The organism is Achromobacter sp. E1, assembly GCF_037039475.1.
GTDB classification, from domain to species: domain Bacteria; phylum Pseudomonadota; class Gammaproteobacteria; order Burkholderiales; family Burkholderiaceae_B; genus Achromobacter; species Achromobacter mucicolens.
Genome location: NZ_CP146253.1, coordinates 4,854,026 through 4,879,559 on the forward strand (window position 1 = coordinate 4,854,026; position 25,534 = coordinate 4,879,559).

Sequence of the window (25,534 nt, forward strand, 5' to 3'; positions counted from 1 at the left end):
AAGGATGAAAGAGTGATGGCACGTATACGCGCAGCGCGGGACAGAGGATCCCGCAAGGCAATGATCTGGACGGCGCTCTGGTGCGCGGCCACCGCAAGCGCGGCGGCGGGCGCGCAATCCGCAGCCCCGGCTGGCGCGGCGCCGTCCTCGCAGATGCGCGCCGTCGCGATCGGAGCGGGCCCGCTCGACAACGTGCTGGCGCGTTACGCCGCCGCAGCTGGCGTGCAGATCGTCTACGACCCCACCTGGCTCGCTGGCCGCCAAAGCCCGGGCATTTCGGGCGAGATGACCGTGCAGCAAGGGTTCGACCGTCTGCTCGCGGGCACCGGCTACCGCGCCCAGCCCGGCGCGGCCGGCACTTACTCCCTGCAGGCCGTCCAGCAAGGCGCGGTCACCCAACTGGCGCCCGTCACCGTGACAGGAACGGCAGAACGCGCCACCAGCGAAGGCACGAACTCGTACACCAGCAATGCGGTCACGCTGGGCAAGGGCGTGCAAACGCTCAAGGAGATCCCGCAGTCCGTGTCGGTCGTGACGCGCCAGCGGCTTGACGACCAGAACCTGAACAGCCTGTCTGACGCAATGCGCAACGTGACGGGCATCACGGTCGAAACGCTCTCCAGCGGCGGCAACATGTCCGGCTTCATCTCGCGCGGCTACACGCTCGACTCGATCCAGGTCGATGGCATGCGCGCCCCCGCCGGGGCAGGCAACCTGTCGGCGGGCTTCGACCTCGCCATCTACGACCGCATTGAAGTGCTGCGCGGCCCGTCCGGCCTTTACCAGGGCACGGGCGAGCCGGGCGGCAGCGTGAACCTGGTGCGCAAGCGTCCGCTGCAGGAATTCGCATTCGGCGCGCAAGCCAGTGTGGGGTCGTGGGACTACTACCGGGCCGTGGCCGACCTGAGCACGCCCTTCGATAGCGAAGGCAAGGTCCGCGGGCGCTTAATCGCGGCCTACGAGGATCGCGGCTCCTTCGTGGACCGGGTGAGTTCCGAGCGGCCCACGCTGTACGGAATCATCGAGGCCGATCTAACGCCAAGCACCACGCTGGCGGCCGGCCTCACGCATCAGCGCTCACGCATCAACCCCGCGTTCGGCCTGCCCGCCTACGCCGATGGCTCGCTGCTCGACGTGCGCCGCGGCACCAATCTCAGCGCGGAATGGAACCGCATCGAAGAAGAAACCACCGAGATCTTTGCAGACCTCTCGCATCGCCTGGACGGCGGCGGCGCCGTGAACGCAAGCGTGTTCCATCGCGACACCGACACCCCCACCCGCCTGACCACCTGGCCCAACCGCGCCGTCGATCCGCTTACCGGCGACACCAACCTCATCGCCTGGTCGTACCGCAACCACTGGAAAACCACCGGCGCGGACGCCCACGTGAATCTGCCCTTTGAAGCCTTCGGCCGCGAACACAGCCTGCTCATGGGGGCCGACTACAGCTACACGCGCAAGCAGTTCAATTACGGCGGCGGCACGATCTTCCCGACCAACGTGTACGACCCGGTCATCGACATGCCGCTGCCGGAGATGGAACAGGTCAACGGCAATGACGGGCGCACCCGCGAATTCGGCCTGTACACCCGCGCCAACATCCAGGCAACCGACCACCTGAAGGTCATCGCGGGCGCGCGCCTGTCCTGGTGGAAGAACGACGCGCGCAACGACAACCAGTACTTCGGCGACTTCAGCCAGACAACGACCCGCATCTCCGCACGCACATCGCCCTACGCCGGGCTGGTGTACGAGCTGACGCCGCAGCTGTCCGCCTACGCAAGCTACACCAGCATCTTCCAGCCCCAAACCGAGATCGATGCGCAAGGCAATACGCTGTCGCCACGCGTGGGCCGCCAGATCGAAACCGGCCTGAAGGGCGCGTTCATGGAAGGCGCGCTCAACGCGCATGCCGCGCTGTTCCAGATCGTGGACCGCAACCGCGCGATGAGCGACCTGAACAATCCCATGTACTCCGTCGCTGCGGGCAAGGTCCGCAGCCAGGGCTTCGAAACCGAAGTCAGCGGCTTGCTGCTGCCGAACTGGGACATCGTGGCCGGCTACGCCTACACGCAGACCAAGTACCTGGAAGCGGCCCAAGCCCAGCAGGGACTGTCGTACAGCACCATCACCCCGCGCCACGCCATCAATCTCTGGACCCGTTACCGCTTCACGCAGCCGGCCCTGGAAGGGTTCAGCGTGGGCACTGGCGTGCGCTGGAACAGCGGCAACTATCTGCAAAGCGGCAACGTGCGTTGGGAACAGGGCAGCTACGCGCTCGTCTCGGCACAGATCGGCTACCGCTACAACCGGCACCTGGAAGGTACGCTCACGGTCGATAACCTGTTCGACCGCAAGTACTACGAAAAGCTGGGCGGCGCCTCCCGGCAAAACTACTATGGGCAACCGCGCAGCGTGATGCTGACCCTGCGCTATCAGTATTGAGTCAGCGCGCTTCCTTCAGCAGCGTCCGGACTTCCTCCCGCCGGCCCTCGTCAGCCACTTCGCGGCCGGGGCGGGGCGGGGCTTTCAGCGCCTTTTCCAGGTACGGAATCGCTTCCGACTTGCGGTTCCGGTACACCAGGTAATCCGCGTAGAAGTAGTTCGGATCGATGCCGTCCGGGTTGATGGTCAACGCCTGCTGCAGCAAGGCCTCGGCGCGCTTGTTGTCGCCGAATCCCACTGGCCAGCCGGGCACCTTGTAGTACAGCACGCCCAGGCTGTTCAGTGCGGACCCGTCCAGTGCCTTGCTGTCGATCTGGATGGCGGTTTCGTACTCGGCCTTGGCCTGCTTCGCCAGGCTGAGCGCCCCCATGCCGCCCTTGGCGCCGGCCCACGAGCTCAGGATGATGCCTTCCCAGATATGCGGTTCGGCTTTGTTGACGTAACGCTGCGTCAGGTCGTGGGCCTGCTTGGACAGTGCCTCGAAGCGCTTGGCGCGATCGTTGGGCGGGGTCTTGTATTGAATTTCCGCCCAGCCGTTTTGCAGCTCGCGGATACCCTGGTCCATGTCGGCAGGCGCCGCGAGGGTAATGGTGGAAAACAAGCACGCCACGCCCGCCAGCAAGCCGGCGGCCGCATTGCGCAGGCCGATATTCTGATTCATGACTAGGCTCCAGTAGGAAATTTCAACGACATCAAGGCGCGGCGATGCTTCGCAAACGCGCCGTCCAACCATTCGGGGCAAAGACCATTCAGCCGTGCCGCCACGGATTCGATTCCGCCCGCGAAGCGTTGGCGTGATTCGCTTTGCAGCATGCGCGATACCGCCTCCGCGATCTCTTCCGGGCTATCGCTGGCCGAATCGGTTTCTTTATTGAACGCCAGCACTTCGGGCGAGTTGAACGGCGTGTCGATGGCCCGGGGCGCGTAGTACTGCACCCGGACGGACGAGTCGGCCAGTTCACGGCGCAAGGCTTCGGAGTACATCCGAAGCGCGGCCTTGCTTGCCGCATAGGCCGAGAACCCCGGCACGCCCAGACTGCCCAGCGTCGATCCGATGTTCAGCACCTGTGCGCGCGGCTGCGCCAGCAACAGCGGCAGCATGCCGGCGGTCAGCATCATGGGCGCGACGACATTCGTGTCCATGAGCTGGCGCAGCGCTTCGGTCTGCAGGGACTGCGCGGGTCCGAACGCGGCCAGCGCCGCATTGTTGATGAGCACGTTGGCATTGCGGGCGCCGGCGGCATCGATGACCGCGTTGCGGCCGGCGTCGGTGGTCACGTCCACCACCAGCGCGTCCACACGCGACCGGTCGCGCGCCCCGGCGCTCAGCGACTGCGCCAGCGCCAGCAAGGGCGCTTCGCTGCGGCCGACCAGCAGCAGGCTCGCGCCTTCGTCGAAGAGCCGGCGCGCAATCGCGCTTCCGAGGCCGCCCGCGGCGCCCGTCAACACGACGGAGGCATCGCGCGGGCTCATGCGCCTTGTCCTTGCGAAGACGAGCGCGGCAGGGAACGGAAGATCGCCCCATAAAGCCCATAGAACATGTTGGCGGCATGGACCACGGCGGCGCGGTCGGCGTCGTCGTCCAGGCGGTTGACCAGATCGGCGAAATGCGCGGTGTGCTCCTGGTCCAGCGTGCCGTGGGATCGCAGATAGCTGAAGGCGCTTGGCGGCAGCGCCAGCGCGCGCTGGATCTGGTCGGCGGCGTTCAAGGCCAGCGTGACGCTGGTGCCCTCCAGCACGTGCACCATGCCGAAGAATCCCACTGGATTCTTGCGCGCGATGGTGTCGTAGGCGTACGCCACCATGATTTCGGTGGCCGGCCCAGGTCCGGCGCGGCGAACCTCGTCCGCATCGTGTCCCAGCGCACGCAGGTCATTGAGGATCCAGGCATCGTGGCCGGTCTCCTCCTCGATGTATTCATCGATCGCGGGCAGCATCCATGCCAGGTGTGCCGGCATGCGCGCGCGGCACGCGTGCATCAGCGGCACGGTGTGGCTGACGTGGTGATAGGCCTCGCGCAGAAACGCCGCATAGGCGGGCCGCGCAACCTGGCCCCGCAGGCAATCCTGGATGATGGGCGTGGCCACCAGGGACTCCCGGGCCTCGCGCGTCTGTTCAAGCAACTGTTCGAAAAAGGTCATGATGGGTCTACATCGATAGTTGAGCGGTAACCCGCGGAAAAGAGATCGGCATGCAATTGGGCAACGGCCTGCCGGCGCGGACGCCCATTCACCGTCGCCAGGCCGCTGGTGGCAGAAAACTCGGCCCGCGCGCGCATCCAGGATCCGATCCGGGCATAGTCCGGCAGCCCCTGGTTGACCTGGTTGACGCACGCCTGAATGGCGCTATCGCTGGGATTGCCCAGCGGCCAGATCACGGCGCCCAGCGCTGCCTGGCCTTCGCCCAACACGACGCAGTGGGCGATGACGGGCTGGTTCGCCAGGCGCAACTCGACCCATTCGGGCGACACATTGCGCCCGTATCCGGTAATCAGCACATTCTTCTTTCGACCGCGGATATGCAGGAATCCGGTATCGTCGATGCGGCCCAGGTCGCCTGTCGGCAACCATGTCGAGGGCATCGCGGGCTGCCCCAGATAGCCCAGCGCCAGCGCCCCGGCCACCTCGATTTCACCGTCGGCAGCGACGCGCACGCGCGCATGCGGCAAGGGGCGGCCCGCCGATCCGGGACAGTCCGCGCCGGGCAGGTTCAGGGTCTGCACCGAGCAGGCCTCCGACAGCCCGTAGCCTTCATAGGCGGGTATCCCCAGCGAGCGGGCGTATTCCAGCAGGTCGCTTCCCACCGCCGCCCCGCCCACCGCAACGAAACGCAGCGTGCCGGGGCCGGCGATCCCCGCCGCCCGCAGCCAGCCCGCATAAGCGCGCAACATCTGCGGCAGCACGATGACGCTTTGCGCGCGGCCCGACACGAGCGCCTGGTGAAACACGGCCGGATCGAAGCGCGACGACCCCTGAAGCCCGATGTCCTTCAAGGGGTTGACGCAGATCGCCGCGCCCTCGATCAGGGGCGCGTAGACGCCCGCAATGTTCTCCAGCAGCACGGGCAGGGGCAGCGCCGTGAAATGGCGCGCAATGCCTAGCGCCCGCGTGGCGGCCGCAAGCCCCCCCGCCACCGCGAGCATCTGGTCCGCGCCCAGGCACACGCCCTTCGGGCTGCCGGTCGACCCGGACGTAAAGGTGATCTTCGCCGTGCCGGCGGGCAACGGCACCTTGGCGAAAGCGCGCCGGAAAAGCGCCGACTGGCCCTGCGCTTGCGTGGCGATCTCGAACCCGAAGGCCTGCAGCATGGGCTGCAATGACGCAGGCCCGACGACGGCGTTCACGCCAGCAGCATCCAGGGTCTCGCGCCACTGGCCCGGCGTGAAGAACAGCGGCAGTGGCACGTGCACCACGCCCGCTTGAAGACAGGCCAGATCCAGCACGATCCACTCAAGACCGTTGTCCATCAGCGAGGCCACGACCGTCGCCCCGCGCGCCGCGAGTGCGTCGGCAAGCGTGTCCACGCGGGCGAGCAGCGCGGCGTAGTCCGATCCCTCTGCCTGGGTCTGGACCGCAACGGCACGCGCGCGGGCGGGTTCCCTCAACAGCGAGAAAAAGTGGGACACGTTCATACGTCCAGCTCCGGAAGGCGGCCAAGAATGGCATTGAGCCGCCCCGCGAACACCGTCGGCGCATGCGCGTAGTAATTGCCCCAGTCCTTGCGCTCGGCTTCGTTCAGGTGGTCCGAGGTGGCCGCCGAGATCGGCTGATGCGCCAACCCCATCCGCTGGAACAGATGGTGCAGTTCGATGGTGAGCGTGCTGACCGCCCAATCAAAGCCCTCGGCGTGCAGATGCCTTGCCAGAAGCGGCACCAGCAACCTGCCGCCGCCGGGACGCACGGCGGCGAACTGCCCGGCTTCAACGATGAGGCTGCGTGCGACGGGCGCGCCTTGATCGCGCACGTATTGCTCGATGGGCGCGGACAGGTAGCGCTCCAGAAAAAGCGGATCGCTCGCGCTGCGATAGCCCGCCGCCGCCAGGATCTCGCCGTCGCGCTGCACGCTGACCAGCGTGGGCAGCCACTCGGTCAGCCGGGCGCCGAAGCGCTGTTGATAACGTTGGTGAATGTAGGACTCGATCCGCGCGCGCATCGGATCCTCGAGGGGATGGACGTGCAGCGTGGCGGGCATGGCCCGAGGCCGCGCGGCCATCGCCGTCCAGGCGGACGGGGCGAAACATTTGTTGTGGGGCATGCGGTATTCCATGCTTAGGAACTGATTTTCCCGATACGATGGAGCGCAGCTTAGGCATGGAACCTTAATGAGAAATTAACCACCCGGGCGGTGGTAATCTCAGTCCTGCACGGCGAGAAGACGATAAATGAGAATTCTCATCATTGAAGACGACCCGCTCATTGGCGATGGTCTCAAATCCGGCTTACGGCTTCTGGGCTATGCCGTCGACTGGTTCTCCAGCAGCCGCGAAGGCGATCAGGCAATCAGCGTCGTGCATTACGACGCCGTGGTCCTCGATCTGGGCCTGCCCGGCGAAGACGGCGTATCCCTGCTGGGCCGCTGGCGCCGCGAAGGGCGCACCGTGCCGGTTGTCATCCTGACGGCACGCGAAGCGGTCTCAAGCCGCATCGCGGGTCTGGATGCCGGCGCCGACGATTACCTCATCAAGCCCATCACCCTGGATGAACTGGCGGCACGGTTGCGCGCGGTGACGCGGCGCGTGGCCGGCAAGCCCGAGCCCGTCTGGCGTCATGGCGATCTCGACTACCACCCCGCCCTGCATGAAGTGCACTGGAAGGGCCAGAAGGTGGACCTCACGACGCGCGAAGCGCTGCTGCTGGAACTGTTCCTGACGCATCCGAATCGCGTGCTGACGCGCGACTTCATCCGCGACAAGCTCTACGACTGGGAAGCCGAACTCGAAAGCAATGCGCTGGAGGTGTTCGTGCATCATCTGCGCAAGAAGATCCACCCGAAGATCGTGCGCACCGTGCGGGGGTCGGGCTACGCGCTGGGCCAGGTGGAAGCCGACTCATGACGTTGCAACGACGCCTGATCATTGCCGTGCTGCTGGCGGCGCCTGTAGCGTGGCTCATCACCATCGCCGGCACGTACTGGCGCGCCGCCCACGAGATCAACGAGCTCTACGACACCGACATGGTGCGCTTGGCGCAGCAGACCATCGCCATATCCGCGCTGATCCCTCCTTCCGCCCAGACGCAGCCGGCGCGCGCCCAGTTGCCCGCGTCGGACAGCGCCGGCGATGCCGGCCTGGGCGATCTGTCGGTAGCCATATGGCGCGGGTCGCAAGCCCCCCTGGTGCTCGACCCCGAAGCCCTGCAGTTTCCTCGCAACGAAGACCGCGAAGGGTTTGCGGAAAGCATCGTCAACGGCGAACGCTGGCGCCTCTTTTACCTGGACGATCCCTCGGGCCAGACGCGGGTCGGCGTGGGACAGCGCATCGGAGAACGCGACGACCTCGTGATCGCCTACGTGGCAGGGCAGATCCTGCCGTGGCTGCTGGGCCTGCCGGTGCTGATCGCACTGCTGATCTACGCGGTGCGCCAGGCGATGTCCCCCGTGCGCAGGCTGTCGTCCGAACTGGAACGGCGCAGCCCGGACGACGCCAAGCCCTTGCCGCTGTCCGGCGTGCCGGGCGAGCTCACGCCGCTGGTGACGTCCATGAATGGCCTGCTTGCGCGAGTCGGTACGCTGATCGAACAAGAGCGCCGGCTGACCGCGGATGCGGCGCACGAGCTGCGCACGCCGCTGGCTGCCGTGCGGGCGCAATGGGATGTGATGCGGCGCACGCAAGACCCGCAGGCGCTGCAACAGGCGCAAACCAGCGTAACGCGCGGCATGGAGCGGCTGGACCGGCTGGTCTCGCAGCTGCTGACGATGGCGCGATTGGACAATGCCAATCACACCGACTTCGGCGGGGCTGTCGACTGGGGCAGCGTGGCCGAGCAGGCCGTCAGCGACTGCCTCTGGATCGCCAACCGGCGGGACGTGGACATCGCGGTGGAATGGCCCGAGCCGGGCGTGCTGCCGCTGCCCATGGCCGGCGATGCCGACGCGCTGGTCATCATGCTGAAAAACATCCTGGACAACGCCATCCGGTACGGCCCGCGCCATGGCCGGGTGCGTCTGGCGTTCTCGCCCTCGCAAATATCGGTCGACGACCAGGGGCCCGGCGTTGCGCCCGAGGTGCTTCCGCGGCTGGGCGACCGTTTCCTTCGCGCCGCCGGCAACGAGGAAGCCGGCAGCGGCCTGGGGGTCTCCATCGCCCGCCGCATCGCCCATGCGCACGGCATGCGCATCGCATTCGCCATGCGCGATGCGCAAAGCGACTTCGGCCCGGGCCTGCGGGTGACGATACGCCGCGGCGCGTAGATGGCAAGCCCGCGCGAAGGCACTAGAATCTGCGCTTCACGTTTCCCTTCAGGCCGGCCCGCACGGCGGCCGCTGGTCTGACCATGGCCTCCACGCCCGCACCGCCACCGCCAACGACAGGCACGCAGCTTTCCCTGCGCGAAGCCCTGCAACAGGCCCACGCCCATTGGAACGCCGGACAGGCGGTCCAGGCAGAGGTCCTCTGCCGCCGCATTCTGGCCGCATCGCCGGGACAGGCCGATGCCTCCCACCTGCTGGGCTTGATCGCGCACGCACACGGCCAGCCCGCCCTGGCGCTTGACCTGCTGCGGCACGCTTGCCGGACTGACGCCGCACCCGCGGTCTACTTCGGCAACCTGGCTGAAATCTGCCGGCAGCAAGGCCTGCTCGCTGAAGGCGAGGCCGCCGCGCGCCATGCCACGCAACGAGAACCCGGGCTGGTCATGGCGTGGAACAACCTGGGAATCATCCTGCAGGAATCCGGGCGCCACGCCGACAGCGTCGCGTGTCTTGAACGGGTGGCGCAACTTCAGCCGCACAGCCCGGAAGCCCTCAACAACCTCGGCAACGCGTACACGGGCGTCAATCGCCTGGACGAAGCGCGTCAGCATTACGCACGGGCGCTCGCATTGCGCGGCGACTACGCCGAGGCGCACAGCAACCTCGCCTTCGTGCTGCGCGAACTGGGCGATCACGAGGCCGCGGCAAACGCCGGGCAGCGCGCCATCGAATGCAACCCGCGCCTGGCGAACGCGTACATCAATCTGGCGGAAGTCGAAGCGGCGCGGTCGCGGCCCGCACAAGCGCTGCAATGGATCGAAGCGCTGCTGGCCTTCGCGCCCAGCCACCCGCAGGCGCTTGAACTGCGCACGCGCTTGCGGACGGCATGCGGCTCGCAGGCTGCAACAGCCGAAGCGCAAGACTCGGAAGACTTGGCACGCCGCGTCCGCGATCTGCTGACTGAGCGGCAGAACGCCGAAGCCGAGCGGCTACTGCGCGAGAACATGGACCCGCGCGGCGCTCCCGCCGTACTTTGGCGCCTTCTCGGTCTGGCAGTGAAATTTCAAGGGCGCGTTCAGGAAGCCGCTGACATTCAGGCCATGCTCGCCACCGCCATGCCCGGCAACCTGTCCGCCCGATTCGACCTGGCCGAAACGCGCTTGCTGCAAGGGGACTTCGAGCGCGGCTGGACGGAATACCGTTGGCGCTACAGCCTTTCCCATACCGCGGCGATGGACCGCAAGGTGCAGCGGCCGCGCTGGGACGGCAGCCGCATCGATGGCCAGACGCTGCTCATTCATGACGAGCAGGGGTACGGCGACACGCTGCAATTCATGCGCCTGATCGACGCGGCCCGTGCCCGCAGCGGCGCGCGCGTCGTGCTGGAAGTCCATCCCGACCTGCTGTCCTTCGCCCGGCGCCTCGTCGGCCCGGACGCCTTCCCGCGCGGACAGATCCCCCCGCCGTTCGACCAGCACTGCGAACTGATGTCCCTGCCCATGGCGATCGGCCTGCGCATGGCCGACCTGCCGGGCCGGGTCGGCTACCTGTCGGCCGATGCGGCCCGCGTCGAGAAATGGCGCAAGCGGCTGGCCGGCTTGCCACGGCCATGGGTGGCGCTGGCCTGGGCAGGCAGACCCACGCATTCGAACGACGCCAACCGGTCTCTTGCCTTGGCGGACATGGCGCCCCTGGCCGTGCCCGGCATCACGTACCTGGCCATCCAGAAAGGCCCTGCCGCGGCCCAGGCCGCCACGGCCCCGCCCGGCATGAACATCGTGCCGCTGGATGCCGAGATCGCCGACTTCGAGGACACCGCCGCGATCCTGTCCCTGGCCGACCTGCTCGTCTCGGTCGACTCCTCGCCCGTGCATCTGGCCGGCGCATTGAATCGGCCCGCCTGGGTGCTGCTGCCTTTCCTGCCCGACTGGCGCTGGCTGTTGCAGCGGTCCGACTCCCCCTGGTATCCGTCGCTGCAGTTGTTTCGCCAGCCCGCGCCGGGCGACTGGAAGCGGGTCATGCACGACGTGGGCCAGGCGCTGGCAACCCGGTTTCACCGCGGCCAGGCCTGAACACGCGGGCGCAGCCGGCGCCCAAGCCGGCGCACCCCCAGTGTCAACCGGAAAAAGGCCTGAATTTCGGCATTATTGCGGCCTTTGAGACCGCGGCATCGCCAGTAATGTGCGTGGTGAGATAGTACGCCCCAGCAAAAGGCCGCCTGTCTGCCCTCATACCCTGGCACCGGCCGCGCGGATAGTCCATAGCTCCAACGGTTGCCGCACATTCCAACCGACATCGCCCCAGGCGGGAGCTTGCCTTGAAGCTGAAACACCGAAAAAAACGTACCCCCTCTTTTCCCGTGGCATCCGCGCGAGCCGGCTCGAGGCCGGCGCTTGCCCGGTCGACGCAGATTCTGTCGGGTGTTTCCCTCGTGGCCGCCAGCCTGCTTCCCGGCATGGTCCATGCCGCGGCATGCCTCACAATTGCGAACAACACGACGCTCTTCGGCTCCACCGACTGCATCGAATGGACGGGCGGTAACTTTTTGGTCACCGGGACCGGCACGCTCTCCGGCGCCGACATCGGTCTGCACGCCTCCGGCACCATCTCCGGCCGCACGCTGACGAACCTCGGCACCATCGTGGGCACACTGGCGGGCCTGCAGAACGACGGCGTTCTGGCTCAGGTGCAAAACAATAGCCTGATCTGGTCCAACGGAACGGGCGTCACTGTGGCCGGCATCCTGAATACGGGGTCCGGAAGCATCACCAACGTAGTCAATAACGCGGGCGGCTCCATCGCCGGCGCACGCGCCGGGATCTTCAATGAGGGCAGCATCGCCACGATCAGCAATGCCGGGATGATCAGCAGCAACAGTTCCTTCGGCGGCACGATTGCAGCCATCTGGAACGACGGCGGAACGATCACCAACCTGACCAACACCGGCACCTTGCAAAGCGCCAAGATCGGCAGTTTCCTCGCGGGGTTTGGTGTGGTCACCGAAAATGGCGCCATCGAAACGCTGCGAAACGAGGGGACCATCGTCGGCCAGCTAGGCATCCTGGCTCAGGACAACGCCCGGTTAGGCACGCTCACGAATTCCGGGACCCTCTCTGGCGACATCGCAGGCATCTTCATGGATGCCAGCACGGCCGGCACCATCACCAACACGGGCCTGATCGTGGGTGCGCCCAGCAGCGCCATGGGCGGGTCGTTCGATGCAGGCATCTACCTGTCCCGCGCCAGCAGCATAAGCCTGCTCGCCAATAGCGGCACCATCACCGGCCGGAATGCGGCGATCCAGCTCGATGGCAACAGCTATATCAGCACGATCACCAACAGCGGCCTCATCGCGGGCGACCTGACCTCCGCCAGCGCCGTCCCCCTTGCCATCGCAGGCGGCAGCGGAAACGTCTTCGGCACCCTTACCGGCGCGAGCGGCGGCCTGGGCGTGGCCGACAAAGGCCTCATCAAGGTGACGGGCGCAAACCTGGTGTTTTCGGGCGGAAACCTGCTGCTGAACAACGACATCGCTGCGGTGGGCCGTTCCGTCCTCAACTATGGCGCGACCCTTCAGATCAACAATCCCATCACCGTCACGGGCAACTATTCGCAGACCGGCGGCGGACTGGCCTTCAATGTCGTCGACACCAGCAGCTATGGCTACCTGGACGTGAACGGCTCGGCGGCCATCAGCAGCGCGGCGATCAGCCTGGGCGGCACGGGGTTGGCCAATGGCCAGTCCTACACGGTCGTGCGCGCAACCGGTTCCGGCACCTATGCCAACAACACGGCCTTCGTGTCCACCAACAACGGCCTGCTCGCCCAACTGAGCGACGTGAACGGCGCGCTGACCGTGACCATCGCGCCCGACGCCCAGACCCACTACTGGGACGGCGCCAACACCGTGGCCGACGGCACGATTGCCGGCGGCTCCGGCACCTGGACGGCCAACGGCAAGAACTGGACCTCGACCGACGGCGCCGCCAACGGCAAGCTCGATCAGACCGACGTGCGGCCGGTGTTCGGCGGCGCGGCGGGCACCGTGACGGTCGACGCCAGCCACGGCGCAATCGCCGTGAACGGCATGCAGTTCTCCACCGATGGCTACCGCGTCACCGGCGACACCATCGGGCTGGCGGCAGCCACCTCGGCCATCGAGGTCGATGCCAACGCCACCGCCATCATCGATTCCACGCTGAACGGCAGCGGCGCGCTGGCCAAGACCGGCAGCGGCATGCTGATCCTGAACGGCGTGAACACCTACTCGGGCGGCACCTCGGTGTCCGCGGGCACGCTGGAGATCGGCGATGCCGCGCATCCCACCGCCAGCATCCTGGGCGACGTGGCCGTCGGCAGCGCCGGCACGCTGCGCGGGCACGGCTCCATCGGCGGCAATGTGACCAACGACGGTAGCGTGCGTCCGGGCGGCTCCATCGGCACGCTGACGATCCTGGGCAATTACACGCAGTCCCCGACCGGCACGCTGTTCGTCGACGTCAGCCCCACCGCAGCTTCGCAACTGAAGGTGAGCGGCACCGCCACCCTGGCCGGCACCCTGAACGTGCTGTACGGCCCGGGCACTTACAGCGCGACGTCCTTCCGCATCGTCGACGCGGCCAGCGTCACCGGCCGTTTCGCGTCCGTGACCAGCAACGCGCCGGCCGCACTGGCGCAAAGCGTGCAGAACCTGGCCGACGGCAGCACCCTCACGCTGGCCGCCAGCGGAACGGATAACGGCGGCGGCACGGATACCGGCGGCGGCACCGACACCGGCGGAGGCACGGACACGGGCGGCGGGACCGTCGTCATTGCCCCCACCAACGCCACGATCTTCGGCGCGGTCGCCTCGGCCGCCATCCGCGAAGGCCAGCGCGTCAACGACACGCTGCTCGCGCGCCTGGGCCAGGATTGCGCGGACGCCGCGACGCCCGCCAATTGCGCGCGTCCCGGCCGCCAGGCCTGGGCCCAGATCGTCTCCAACAGCGTCAACGTGCGCGGCAACGACGACGCGCCCAGCTACAAGGATCGCCATTACGGCTTTCTTGCCGGCCTGGATCAGCAGGTCGGCGCCTGGACGCTGGGCGTCGCGGGCGGCTATAGCCACGTCGATGTGACCGAAGACGAGGCAAGCGGCAAGATCGACACCCTGCGCATCGCCGGCTATGGCAGCCGCCGCGTGGGGGCCGTGACCCTCGCCGCGACGGTCGGCGCCGCCTACGACTTTCTCCAGACGCGCCGGTCCTTCCCCGGCCCGGGCAAGGCCCGCGGCGACACCGACGCACAGGAAATCACGGCCGGCCTGCAAGCCAGCCTGCCGCTGGCCGCCGGCCCGCTCACGATCACGCCGCGTCTCGGGCTGCGCTATCTGTACCTGCACACCGAACGCTTCAGCGAAACGGGCTCCACCAGCCAGAACCTGGATGTCGGCTCGCAGGACTTCAACAGCCTGCAACCGTATGCGCAGCTCGTCGTGGGTCTGCCCTTCAGCATGAAGTCGGACAAACCCGCCGTCGTCGAGGCCCGCGTCGGCTACGCCTACGAAACCCTGGACAGCAATCGCGCATTCCACGCCACGGCGACCGACGGCACCGGCTTCACGCTGCCCGGCGTGTCGCCCTCGCGCGGTATGTTCTCTGCCGGCCTGGGTCTCACGATGCCCGTCAGCAAGGCCATGGACCTGACCGCCAGCTACGACCGGCTGTTCGACACGGGCAACGTGTCGGGACAAACGTTCCAGCTGCAGGCGACGTACCGGTTCTAAAGCGCAGTAAATAAAAATAGGCCCACGCCATGGCGTGGGCCTATTTTTTTGGAACAACGTGCGCCAAGTCGCGTTCTGCCCGGAATTTTCCAGCGTCAGAACGCACCCGAAGTTGGCGCAGGCCTCAGAAGGGCACCATGACCTTCAACGTGCCGCTATGGCTGCGCACGTTCTCGGAAAACTGGCCGTCGTACTGCAGCCGGAAGTCGACCCCCGCGGCGCGCATGACGTGCAGCCCCGCCCCCACCTTGCCCACCACATCGTCGATGGGCAGCGACGTATCGAACGATCCCGTGCCGGCGGGCGCCCCGCGCAGGCGTGAGGTGGTCGTCCAATCGTCCTTGGACAGGAACGACACGCCCGCGTACACGAACGGCCGCAGCATCGCGCCATTGGACAGCTTGGCGCGTCCGCCGAACTCGATCATGGGCGACAGGCCCAGGATGAACTGGTCGCTGCCGTCCACCGACAAGGCCAGCGGATTCGCGCCCGATTCCTTGTAGCCCGGCATGCGGGTATAGCTGGCGTCGAGGTCCAGGTACGGCTTCACGTACACGCTCTCGAAGGCGAAGGTGCGGGCAGCGCGCAAGCGTGCATTGAAGCCATAGACGTCGGGGCGGCTGGTCAAGGTGTCCTGATATCCCGCGATGTCGATGTTGCGGTCCATGCGATAACCGCCATAGCCGCCGCCGACCGCGGCAGAGAACACCCACGGCCCTTCCTGGCGCTTGACGACCATGCCGGCGTAGCCGCTGTCGCCATCGCCGCGCACGCTGCCGTCGTCGGCGCGCACCTTGCTGCTTTCGTAGGCCACCGAGCCGCCGACGAACCAGCCCGGACTGACTTCGCGCTGCCCGCCAATCTGGTAGGTCACCGTGTCGTAGTCAAAGCCAGCCGTGCCTTTGCTGCCGTCCTGGCTGGTCGCGCGGCCCGTGACCTGGCCCCAGTAGCAGTTCTGCTCGCCCGAGAAGGCATCGACCCCAGTGAACGTGGGGCAGGACATCATCGCGCCCGTGAAATGCCCCAGGTTTGCGGCCGATTGCGCCGCCGGCGCGCTCGTCACGCCCGGCGACAGGTTGGACACGCGGTCGCGATACGTGCCGGCCCCCACGCGCGAAGCCTGGTCCAGCTGCCCGAAAAGCGGCGCCAGGGCGGAATTGCCGCCTGCATCCCAGATACGCTGAAGCTGATCGGCGACCTGACGCTGGTTGGCCTTCAGTTGCATCGACGGCGCGTTAAAGTCGGCGCCCGCCACGCGGATGCGCGTGGACTGGCCGACCTGGCGGGTGGCGTAATCGAACACCGGACTGTCGACGGCGCCCACGCTGCCTTGCGAATCGCCTTGCACCGTCAGGACCGTCAGCTCGCGGTTGGGCATCAGCGCCGCGGCCAGCACGTCGACATTGCCATTCAGGTCGCCATTGCCTTGCACCACCATCTGCGAGGCGCGCATCTGGTCGAAGTCCACGTCGGCGCGCAGGACGCCGCTGGCGGACTGCCTGAAATTGCCGCTGACGGTCAGGGTCTGGAACTGGCCCGGCGAGCCGATCACGACCAGCCCCGAGTTGATGACGTTGGCCTGATACGCAGTGGCCGCGTTGGCCACGCCGCCCGACTGCACGTAGTAGTTGCAGGCATTGGTGGAATCGCCGTTGCCGCAATAGACGTTGCCGGAGATGGTGCCGTAGTCGTTGATGGTGAGGAAAGACCCCGCCGCCGTGGTCGAATCGCCGTTGAACGTCAACGCCGTGCTGGACAGCGCGCTGAGCGAACCGCCTGCGTTGACGTTGACCACGTTGTCCCGGCCGCTCAGTATCCACACGCCTTTGCCGGAGCTGGAGCCGCCCGACACGCTGCCGTTGATGTTGACCGTGACGCCCTGCTCGCTTTGTCCGCCCTGGCTTTGCGCCATGATGCCCGTCGCATCCGGACCCGTCACACTGAGCGTCCCGCTCTGGTTCACGGTGACGCTGCCGGAATTGCCCGTGGCGCTGCTGACCGACCCGGCAAAGCCGGCGTTCGGTCCGCCAGCCAGCCCGCCGCCCCCGCCGATCGACTGCGCAATGATGCCGTAGGCGTTGGCGCCCGCGGTCGTCAGATTGCCGTCAAAGGAAACCGTCACGTTGCCGGCGGTGCCCGAACTGAACGCGGTCGGCAGGAATCCGGCCGCGCTGGTGGCGATCAGCTTGGTCGTGTCGCCCAGGATGCCCCCGCCATCCGCGATGGACTGCGCCACGATCCCGTGCGCGCCCGCGCCATGCGTGGCCAGCGTGTAGCGCAGATCCACGTTCACGGCGCTGGCATTGGCGTTCCCGCCGCCCAGCACCGTCGTGCCGACCCCGGTCGCCGTGCCGGACGTCACGATGCCGCCGCCCCCGCCGATCGATTGCGCGATGACGCCGATAGCCCGATCGCCATGGGTGTTCAGATTGAGGCCGGTGGACAGATTGACCGTGCCGCCCGCGCCGGCCACACCCGCGCCGCCCGCATGCAGGTTGAATCGCTGGCTGCCGGGATTCGCGGCCGAGGCCGTGCTGCCCGCCATCGCAATGCCGCCGCCCCCGCCGATGGACTGCGCCACCAGGCCGTAGGCGCTATCGCCGGTAGTCTGGATGGCCGCGTAGCTGCCGCTCGTGACCGTGATGCTGCCGCCCGCGCCACCGCTGCCGCCGGTCGCGCCGGCCCGCAGCGAGCCGTTTGCCAGCGGCGATCCCGTCGCGCCCATGCCGCCGCCGCCACCGATGGACTGCAAGACGATGCCCATCGCGCCATAGCCGGCCGTGTTGAAGCTGTTGGTCCCGTTGCCGTTCAGGAAGGCGACGATGCTGTTGCCCGCCCCGCCGCTTCCCCCGGAGCCGCCCACCGAAATCGACACGTTGGACGACGAAATGCTGGACGAGGCGGTCGATGCGCCGCCCGCGCCGCCGCCGCCGCCGATGGATTGCAGGACTGCGGCGTCCGCGTAATCCCCGTACGTGTTCGTGGATGCCCCGACGCTCGCGGCATTGGACGTCGTTCCGATCGCGCCGCCATTGCCGCCCGCGCCGCCATTGCCGCCCACCGAGACGTTGAACTGGTAGGTCGTGCCGGAGTCATCCAGCGCGTCGGATGAATTGTTCTGGCTGGTGCCGCCGACGGCGCCGCCCAGCCCGCCCGAACCGCCGATGCTCTGCACAAGCAGGCCGTCGGCATCGGCGCCATAGGTGGTGACATTGCCATCGCTGTTCAGGGTGATGGCGCCGCCATAGCCGCCGCCGGTGCCGCCGCGGCCAACCGACACGGTGCCCCTGACGTCTGTCGTGCTGTCTTCGCTTTCGCTGTTGACGGCGAGCCCGACCTGGCCGCCTTGCGACGCCCCGCCGCCGCCGCCGATGGACTGCACCAGCACGGCGCGCGCGCCATCGCCGTGCGTGATGATCGTGCTGGCCGGATTGACGGTCAGCGACGCCGTGCCGCCCTGTCCGCCCGATCCGCCGATCCCGCCCACGTTGGCCGTGATCGACACGTTGGCATCCACATTCGGGCTGCGTCCCGTGGCGGAACCCACGCCGCCCGCCCCGCCGCCGCCGCCAATGCTTTGCAGCACCAGCGCATTCGCAGAGTCTCCCCACGTGGTGATGGAACTGCCCGCCAGGCTGAGCGTGGCGTTGCCGCCGTAGCTGCCCGATCCGCCGCTGCCCCCCACCGACGACTGAACCGTGCCGCCGACGGAATCGCCGGTGCCGACCACCGTCGAGAGGGCCGATGCGCTGCCGCCCAGCCCGCCGCCGCCGCCGATCGATTGCACCAGGACGCCTTGCGAATTGGGACCATACGTGGTCAGGATGGAATTGTTGATGGCCGACGACGCGGTGCCGCCCGCGCCGCCCGAAGCCCCGGAGCCTCCCATGGCAAACGTGACCGCGACGCCAAAAGACGCGTCCTCGTCTGGCACCGCAATCGCCAGGGCCTTGGCGACGGACGCGCCGCCCGCCCCGCCGCCGCCGCCAATGGACTGCACGACCACGCCATGCGCATCGCCGTTCGTGGTGCCCGACGAACCGGTCGTCAAGGTTGCGTTGGACACGTTGCCCGCGGCGCTGCCGCCCGCGCCGCCGTTGCCGCCCGTGCCGCCCACCGCAACGGACATGGCAAAGCCGACGCCGGCGTCGTAGGAAGAGGCTGCGCCCCCGGTTCCCCCGCCGCCGCCGATGGACTGGGACACGATGCCGTACGCATGGTCGCCGCCCGTGGTCAAGGTGTAGCCGTTCATGCCGACAGTGGACGAGCCGCCGTTGCCGCCTCCGCCCCCCTGCCCGCCGATCACGGCAACCCCGCTTGCCGCGCCGCCATCTCCGCCGCCGCCGCCGATGGACTGGCCCAGCATGCCGATGGCCGAGGTCCCGCCCGTGGTCAGGGTGCCGGACTGGTTGATCGTGACCGTGCCGCCGGAGACCGCCGTGCCGCCCGCCCCGCCCAATGCAACGATGCCGCTGCTGACGCCCGCCGTGCCGCCGCCGCCGCCGATGGCCTGCGCCGATATGCCGTGCGAGGACTGCCCGGTGGTCGTGATCGAGGACTGGCTGTTGATGGAAACCGAGCCGCTGGCCCCGCCAATCCCCGCATCCGCGCCGGCATTGCCGAACAGTTCGAAGTTGGACGTGGTCGTGCCGCCAATGCCGCCCATCGACTGGCCGAGGATGCCAATGGAATAGTTGTTTGAAGTCTGGATGGAACCGCCGGTGGTCGTCACCGTCACCGCGCCGCCGGCCCCGCCGCTGCCGGCGTTTTCGGGCGTGAAGTCGATGATGCCGCTGCTGGTCTCCACCCCCCCGCCCGCGCCGCCCAGGCTGCTGGCCGAGATGCCGGTGGACTGCACGCCATTGGTGCTGATGGTGGCATTGCCGCTCAGGGTGACGTTCACCGTGCCGCCGTTGCCGCCGGCCGCCCCGTTGCTGTCCTCGCGTCCTGCCCCGCCGTTGCCGCCCTGCGTGATCACGTTGACGCCCGGCAGGTAGTCGCCCGAGGTCGTGACCGACGACCCGCTGTTCAGGGTGACCGTGGTGGTCGTATTGCCGTTGCCGCCGCCGTAGCCGCCGATTTCGCCGCTGGTGTTGGTGATCGTCTGCGGACCCATGCCGCCATTGCCGCCCAGCCCGACTACGACGATCCCGCCGGACACCTTGGACAGGCTCGCGGGCTGCACCGTCGAGGTGCTGGACACGGACACCTGGCCCGAGTTCACCACCGTCATCGCGCCAAACTGGCCGCCGGTGCCGCCGTTGTCGCTGCCGTCCTCGGACGTCGTGCCGTTGCCGCCCTGGCTCAGGACATACAGGCCGCGCACGCTGCTCAGGGCCGTCCCGCTGACGTTCACAGTAACGGAGCCCGTATTGGTGATGATCGTCGGATTGGAGTAATTGACCGCGCCGCCGCTGGAACCGCTGCCGTTGTCCAGCCCGCCGCTGCCGCTGATGGATTCCGCGCCGATGCCCCATGCATAGCGCGACGTGGAACCGGTGACAGACACTGCCCCGGAATTCGAGATATTGACGATATTGCTTCCGCCGCCATTGCCGCCGACCTGGTCGCCCGTCGCCGCGTTGTCCTGGTTGCCGCCCGTCGCGCCGATGCTGGCGCCGTAGAGGCCCACGCCGCCGTAGGGCAGATTCAAGACGCTGACGTTGCCGCTATTGGTGATGGTGACGGCAGAGCCATCGCCCCCCTGGCCCCCGTTGCCCCCGCCAATCACCGTCTCGTTGGCATTGGCGCCAATGCCACCGACCGACACGCCGTAGATCCCGAACTGCGCGCCCGAATCCGCCCAGATGCCAGGACCGCTGCCTTGGGTGCTGGAGGTGGGCGCGTTCTGAACGATGATCGTCCCGCCGTTGTTGTTGATGGTGATGGTGCCGCCGTTGCCACCGTTCGTCGCATTGTTGCTGGTGTCGCTGGACCCCATGCCGCCCGTCAGGCGAACGAAGATGCCGCCCTGCGGGACGCTCGGCTGCAGCACGGCGCCGTTGTTGACCACCGTGTAGTTGCCGCCATAGCCGCCGATGTTGTCGCCGGTGCCGGCGCTGGCGGTGTTGACGACACTGACCTGCGCACCCGACCCGCCCTGGCTGGACGAAATGGTGCAGGTGGTGGAATTGGAAGGGTTGGTGTCGACCGAAGGACAACTCAATGCCGCGACGGCGGGCTGCGCCATGACGAGCCCCACGGCGGTGACGGAGAGCATCTCGCGCCAGTCCGGGGGACGTGGCAGCGAACGGCGTGGTTCCAGTGCGCCAAGAACATTGCCCCTGGCTCGCAAAGGTCGCTTTGCGGTCGGCTTTCCCATCGTCTTCCCCTCGGCGCGAACCGTAACAACGGGCCGCATAAGTTTTCTGATTTATTCTGCTCCGGACGTTTTTTACCAGTGACGCTTGCCTTTGCACAGCGCTGTTGCACTTCAGTCCGCCCGTCTGTTGCCCCGCCGCCATGCGATCGTCGCGCACCGGTCTGCATGGAATTGCCTCAAGAATTCGGCTTAATTCCGCGAATGACGGCCGGCGGCCCGGTGATATAGTCCGACCGCCTCATGCGAATGCCGTAGGCGGCATGTCGACCTGTCGTACCCGAGCTCTCGGGAAGATCGCCGCCCGGCTCCACCACCACCAATGAAGAAGCGCTGCGTCAGTTGTCAGCGAATGCCGGCTCCGGGCCGGCCGGCTAATGGGCGCGCAAAGGGAAAGCAACGATGAACCGCAGCTATCGGCTCGTCTGGAATCAGGCCTTGCAATTGATGCAGGTCGCGCCCGAAATCGCCACATCCAGATCCTCAGTCCCAGGCAGCGCGACGCATTGCGGGACACCACGGCGCTCCCTGCCCCGTGCCGCGCACCAGGCCGGGCAGATCGCCTTGATGCTCGGCCTGACTTGCGCCTTTCCTTCCGCGTGGGCCGCGGGGTGCGCTTCCAGCGACGCCAGCGCCTGCGGCGCGTCCGGCGGCGCGGGTTACCCGGGACGCAGCGGCAACGGCGGCGCGGGCAACGGCCAGGGCGGCGGCTCAAGCGAGCTCGATGCCAATACCGTCACGGTGACGGTTCCCGGCGGCGCGCCCGGCACCAGCGGCAGCGGCGGCAGCGGCGCCGCGGGCGATGCGGGCGGCAACGCTTCCGGCGGTGCCACCGGCCTGCCTCTCGCGTCCACCAACGTCGTCGTAAACGCAAACTTCGGCGGAGCCGCGGGCGACGCGGGCGCCGACGGCACCAACTTTGGCGGCGGCGGCGGCGGTGGGGGCACCGGGCTGTACTACAGCGGGACCGAGGCGACGATCAATGTCAATGCCGCCATGTCGGGCGGCGCCGGAGGTGCCGGAGGCGCCACGTCCAATGGTGTCGTAGGCAACGCGGGCGCCGGTGGCGGTGGCGGCGCCGGGATGATATCGATCACCACTGGCGCGAATCTCACGTCGTACGGGTCGCTCCAGGGCGGCGGCGGCGGCGCGGGCGGGACGGGCGGCTTTGGCGGGGGTGGCGGTGGCGGCGGCGATGGGCTGGTGGTGTTTGGCACTGGCTCCTCCATCCTCAACCTTGGCGAGATAAACGGCGGAGCAGGCGGTGCGGGCGGCACAGGCGCCAATGGCAACGGAACCGGCGGTGACGGCGGCGCCGGCGTCAATTTCGCGGGAGGCTACAGCACCATACTGAACGCGGGCACGATCACCGGCGGCAGCAGCAACGGCGGGGCGGCGGGCGCAGGCGTGATCGCGCACGGCTTTACCAACATCACGAATGCCGGCACCATCGTTGGCGGCGTCGCCAACGGCACGCGCGCGGCTGCCATCCAGTTTGGCGGCACGGGGAACACACTCACGCTGCTCTCGGGCTCCACGATGGTGGGCGATTTGGTCGTCGAGGCCGGCGCCTCTGCCGAGATCAACCCGGCACACCAGGGTCTATCGCTCGGCAATGCCGTGATCCTGACCGACGCCGCATCCGCAGTCTCCTTCAACACCAGCACGGCCCCCCTCACGCTGACAGGCACCATTTCCGGATTAGGCGGCGTAACCGCGATGGGCGGCACGCTGTCCACGTCGGCCGTCCACGACTACACGGGCGCCACGACGATCACAAGCGGCACGCTGGCGCTGACGGGCAACGGCAGCATCGCAGCCTCGTCGGGGCTGGTCAACAATGGCCGGTTCGATATCTCCGCCACCGCCGCGGGCGCTTCGCTGAAGGCGCTGACTGGCACCGGCGTCATCGAGCTGGGCTCTCAATCGCTGACCGTGAACAGCGCCGCTGGCGACTTCGGCGGCGTGATCGGCGGCGCCGGCGGTTTCATGGTGGCGGGCGGCACGCAGACGCTTTCGGGCGTCAACACCTACACCGGCGCGACCGACATCCGCAATGGCGCGACCCTTGCGCTGGCTGGCAATGGCAGCCTCGCGGCCTCCAGCGGCGTCATCAACAACGGCACCTTCGATATTTCCGGCACCACGGCGGGTGCTTCCGTCCAAGCCCTGACTGGCGCAGGCGCCACCACGCTTGGCGCGCGCACGCTGACGCTGACGAACGCGGCGGGCACCTATGCAGGCGCCATCGGCGGGACGGGCGGAATCACGCTGAACGCCGGCACACAGACGCTGACCGGCAACCACACATACAGCGGCGCGACCACGATCAATGGCGGCACGCTGGCGCTGACAGGCAACGGCAGCGTCGCAGCCTCCAATGTCGTCGTCACCAACGGCACGTTCGATATTTCCGGTGCCACGGCGGGCGCATCGGTCACGGGGTTGACGGGCAGCGGCGCGGTAACGCTGGGCAGCCGCACCCTGACGATCAGCAACGCGGCGAGCGCCTTCGGCGGCAGCATTGGCGGCACGGGCGGCCTGACGGTGGGCGGCGGCACGCAAACGCTCACCGGCGCAAACACCTATACCGGCGCGACCACGATCAGCCCGGGCGCCACCCTCGCCATCAACGGCGCGGGCAGCATCGCAGCCTCCAACGGGATCACGAACCAAGGCACGCTGGATATCTCGGGCACGGCGGCGGGCGCGTCGGCAACGAGCCTGAACGGCTCGGGGAACGTGGCGCTCGGCGCGCGCACGCTTACGCTGACCAACGCCGCCGGCAATTTCTCGGGATCCATTGCCGGCACGGGCGGCCTGACGCTTAACGGCGGCACGCAGGTCCTGGCGGGGGCCAACAGCTACACGGGCGCCACCACCATCAACAGCGGCACGCTTGCCGTCACGGGCAGCCTGTCGTCCGCGTCGAACGTCGTGCTGGCCGGTCCGGGCGCCGCGCTCGATATATCGGGCGCCGCCGCGCAGCGGGTGACCGCGCTGGCTGGCGGGGCGGGCACGCGCCTGCAACTCGGCACAAGCACGTTGACGCTGGATTCGCCGGCCGACAGCACGTTTGACGGTTCATTGAACGGCTCTGGCGTCTTCGCCAAACAAGGAGCCGGCATGCTGACCCTGAACGGCGACAGCAGCGGTTTCGCCGGCCTCACGCGGGTGGACGGCGGCACGCTGGCCGTGGGCGATGCCAACCACGACGCCGCGCTGCTCGGCGGCAACGTGGCCGTGGGCGCCCAGGGCACGTTGAAGGGTCACGGCACGATCGCCGGCAGCCTCTTGAACCAGGGCATCGTCATGCCAGGCGGGTCGGTCGGCACGTTGAGCGTCGGCGGCAACTACACCCAGGCCAGCAACGCGACGCTGTCCATCGAGGTCAATCCGCTGGAAAGCTCGCTGCTGCGCGTCGGCGGCGCCGCCACCCTGGACGGCGGGCTATCGATCGTCTACGCGCCCGGCACCTACACGGCGCGCCGCTATACCCTGCTTTCGGCCGCCAACGGCGTCAACGGCACCTTTGCCACGGTAACCAGCACCACGTCCGCCGGCGCGGATCTTTCCACGCTCAATCAGTCGGTCACCTATGGCGCAAACGAGGTCGGCCTGCAATTGTTCACCCCCGACGCCCCTGGCCCCGTGATCGTCGCTCCCACCAACACCAGCATCTACACCGCGCTTGGCACGGCGGCGATCATGCGCGCGCAATCGGTCAACGCGACGCTGCTCGGACGCTTCCTGCCCTTGCCCCAGACGCAGCCGGCCGCGCGCGGCGCCTGGATCGAGGCCACCGGATCGAGCACGCGCCTGCACGCCGACGACGGGCAGCCTGGCTTCAAGGCAAACCAGTTCGGCTTTCTGGCGGGCAGCGACCGGCGCGTCGGCGACTACACCGTGGGCCTGGCCGGCGGCTATGCGCATACGTCGATCAACGAAGACGAGACGGGCAGCTCCGGCGCCACCGACACCGTGCGCCTGGCCCTCTATGGCGGCCGCGACTTCGGGCCGGTCATCGTGTCCGCAACGCTCGGCTATGGACTCGACTTCCTGTCGCAGAAGCGCCCGTTTGGCGCGTCTGGCACCGCGCAAGGCGATCACATCGGGCACGAAATCTCGGCCGCCACCCAGGCCGCCATGCCGATGCGCGTGGGCAGTGTCACGCTGACGCCCGCCGCCGGACTGCGCTACGCGTTCTTCCGGGGCGCAAGCTTTACCGAAAGCGGCGCCGCCGCGCAGAACCTGGACGTCGATTCCGACACCGCGCGCAGTCTTCAGCCGTACGTGATGCTCAAGCTGGACAAGACGTTCGGCGAGGGGGAACGCGCCATCGATGCCCAGTTGCGCGTGGGCTATGCGCGCGAACTGATGGGCACCAGCCGGCAGGTCACCGTCCTGTCGCAGGACGGCACCCGCTTCGCCGCACCCGGCGTCGCGCTGCCGCGCAACTACGTCACGGGCGGCGCGAGCATCGGTTTTCGCCCCTCAAAGACCACGTCGATCTCGTTGGGTTACGACGCGCTGATCAATACCGGTCACGCGTCGGCGCAAGCGGGGTATGCGCGGTTCGAGTATCAGTTTTGAAGCGC

Annotated in this window: 12 protein-coding genes and 1 pseudogene; 7 read left to right on the plus strand and 6 right to left on the minus strand. The window is 67.8% G+C overall.

Annotated elements, in window-relative coordinates:
• The first annotated feature begins 60 nt into the window (after window positions 1–60).
• Window positions 61–2,445: a TonB-dependent siderophore receptor gene (locus tag V6V88_RS22620; protein ID WP_338616428.1), complete on the plus strand. Its 2,385-nt coding sequence runs from the start codon at window positions 61–63 to the stop codon at window positions 2,443–2,445.
• Between the two features lies 1 nt (window position 2,446).
• Here V6V88_RS22620 and V6V88_RS22625 read toward each other — a convergent pair whose 3' ends face one another.
• Genes V6V88_RS22625 through V6V88_RS22645 form a run of 5 tightly spaced genes read right to left on the minus strand, consistent with a single transcriptional unit; the run spans window position 2,447 to window position 6,699 of the window.
• Complete coding sequence (locus tag V6V88_RS22625; protein WP_338616430.1) at window positions 2,447–3,106, minus strand: hypothetical protein; 660 nt, start codon at window positions 3,104–3,106, stop codon at window positions 2,447–2,449.
• Between the two features lie 2 nt (window positions 3,107–3,108).
• Window positions 3,109–3,918, minus strand: a complete 810-nt coding sequence (locus tag V6V88_RS22630; protein WP_152382501.1) for an SDR family oxidoreductase — start codon at window positions 3,916–3,918, stop codon at window positions 3,109–3,111.
• Entirely contained in the window at window positions 3,915–4,586 is a 672-nt protein-coding gene (locus V6V88_RS22635) for an iron-containing redox enzyme family protein (protein WP_062839812.1), read from the minus strand. Before V6V88_RS22635 ends, V6V88_RS22630 begins: the two co-directional genes overlap by 4 nt.
• The gene (locus V6V88_RS22640) at window positions 4,583–6,076 is read right to left on the minus strand and encodes an AMP-binding protein (protein ID WP_338616435.1); all 1,494 of its coding nucleotides are present in this window, start codon (window positions 6,074–6,076) and stop codon (window positions 4,583–4,585) included. The genes V6V88_RS22635 and V6V88_RS22640 overlap by 4 nt, the downstream gene beginning before the upstream one ends.
• A complete protein-coding gene (locus tag V6V88_RS22645) occupies window positions 6,073–6,699 on the minus strand; it encodes a thermostable hemolysin (RefSeq protein ID WP_223572770.1) in 627 nt (208 codons plus the stop codon). Before V6V88_RS22645 ends, V6V88_RS22640 begins: the two co-directional genes overlap by 4 nt.
• Window positions 6,700–6,826: 127 nt before the next feature.
• Here V6V88_RS22645 and V6V88_RS22650 point away from each other — a divergent pair, with 127 nt between their 5' ends.
• The 5 genes and pseudogenes from V6V88_RS22650 (at window position 6,827) to V6V88_RS22670 (ending at window position 14,617) form a co-directional block, all read left to right on the plus strand.
• Window positions 6,827–7,498, plus strand: coding sequence for a response regulator (locus V6V88_RS22650; protein WP_062839814.1), 672 nt, complete (start codon window positions 6,827–6,829; stop codon window positions 7,496–7,498).
• Window positions 7,495–8,853 (plus strand): ATP-binding protein, encoded by a 1,359-nt coding sequence (locus V6V88_RS22655; protein ID WP_062839815.1) that lies wholly within the window; start codon window positions 7,495–7,497, stop codon window positions 8,851–8,853. Before V6V88_RS22650 ends, V6V88_RS22655 begins: the two co-directional genes overlap by 4 nt.
• Before the next feature lie 83 nt (window positions 8,854–8,936).
• Window positions 8,937–9,692 (plus strand): annotated as a pseudogene (locus V6V88_RS22660) (tetratricopeptide repeat protein); the annotation flags it as partial.
• Window positions 9,693–9,785: 93 nt separating this feature from the next.
• Window positions 9,786–10,925, plus strand: coding sequence for a glycosyltransferase family 9 protein (locus tag V6V88_RS22665; protein ID WP_338619705.1), 1,140 nt, complete (start codon window positions 9,786–9,788; stop codon window positions 10,923–10,925).
• A 359-nt stretch (window positions 10,926–11,284) separates the two neighbouring features.
• Window positions 11,285–14,617, plus strand: a complete 3,333-nt coding sequence (locus tag V6V88_RS22670; RefSeq protein ID WP_338616443.1) for an autotransporter domain-containing protein — start codon at window positions 11,285–11,287, stop codon at window positions 14,615–14,617.
• Between the two features lie 124 nt (window positions 14,618–14,741).
• Here the strand turns inward: V6V88_RS22670 and V6V88_RS22675 are convergent, their stop codons facing one another.
• Entirely contained in the window at window positions 14,742–20,837 is a 6,096-nt protein-coding gene (locus V6V88_RS22675; protein ID WP_338616446.1) for an autotransporter outer membrane beta-barrel domain-containing protein, read from the minus strand.
• Between the two features lie 501 nt (window positions 20,838–21,338).
• On the opposite strand from V6V88_RS22675, the gene V6V88_RS22680 reads away from it, so the two are divergent.
• Window positions 21,339–25,529, plus strand: coding sequence for an autotransporter domain-containing protein (locus tag V6V88_RS22680; RefSeq protein WP_338616449.1), 4,191 nt, complete (start codon window positions 21,339–21,341; stop codon window positions 25,527–25,529).
• The last annotated feature ends 5 nt before the right edge of the window (window positions 25,530–25,534 follow it).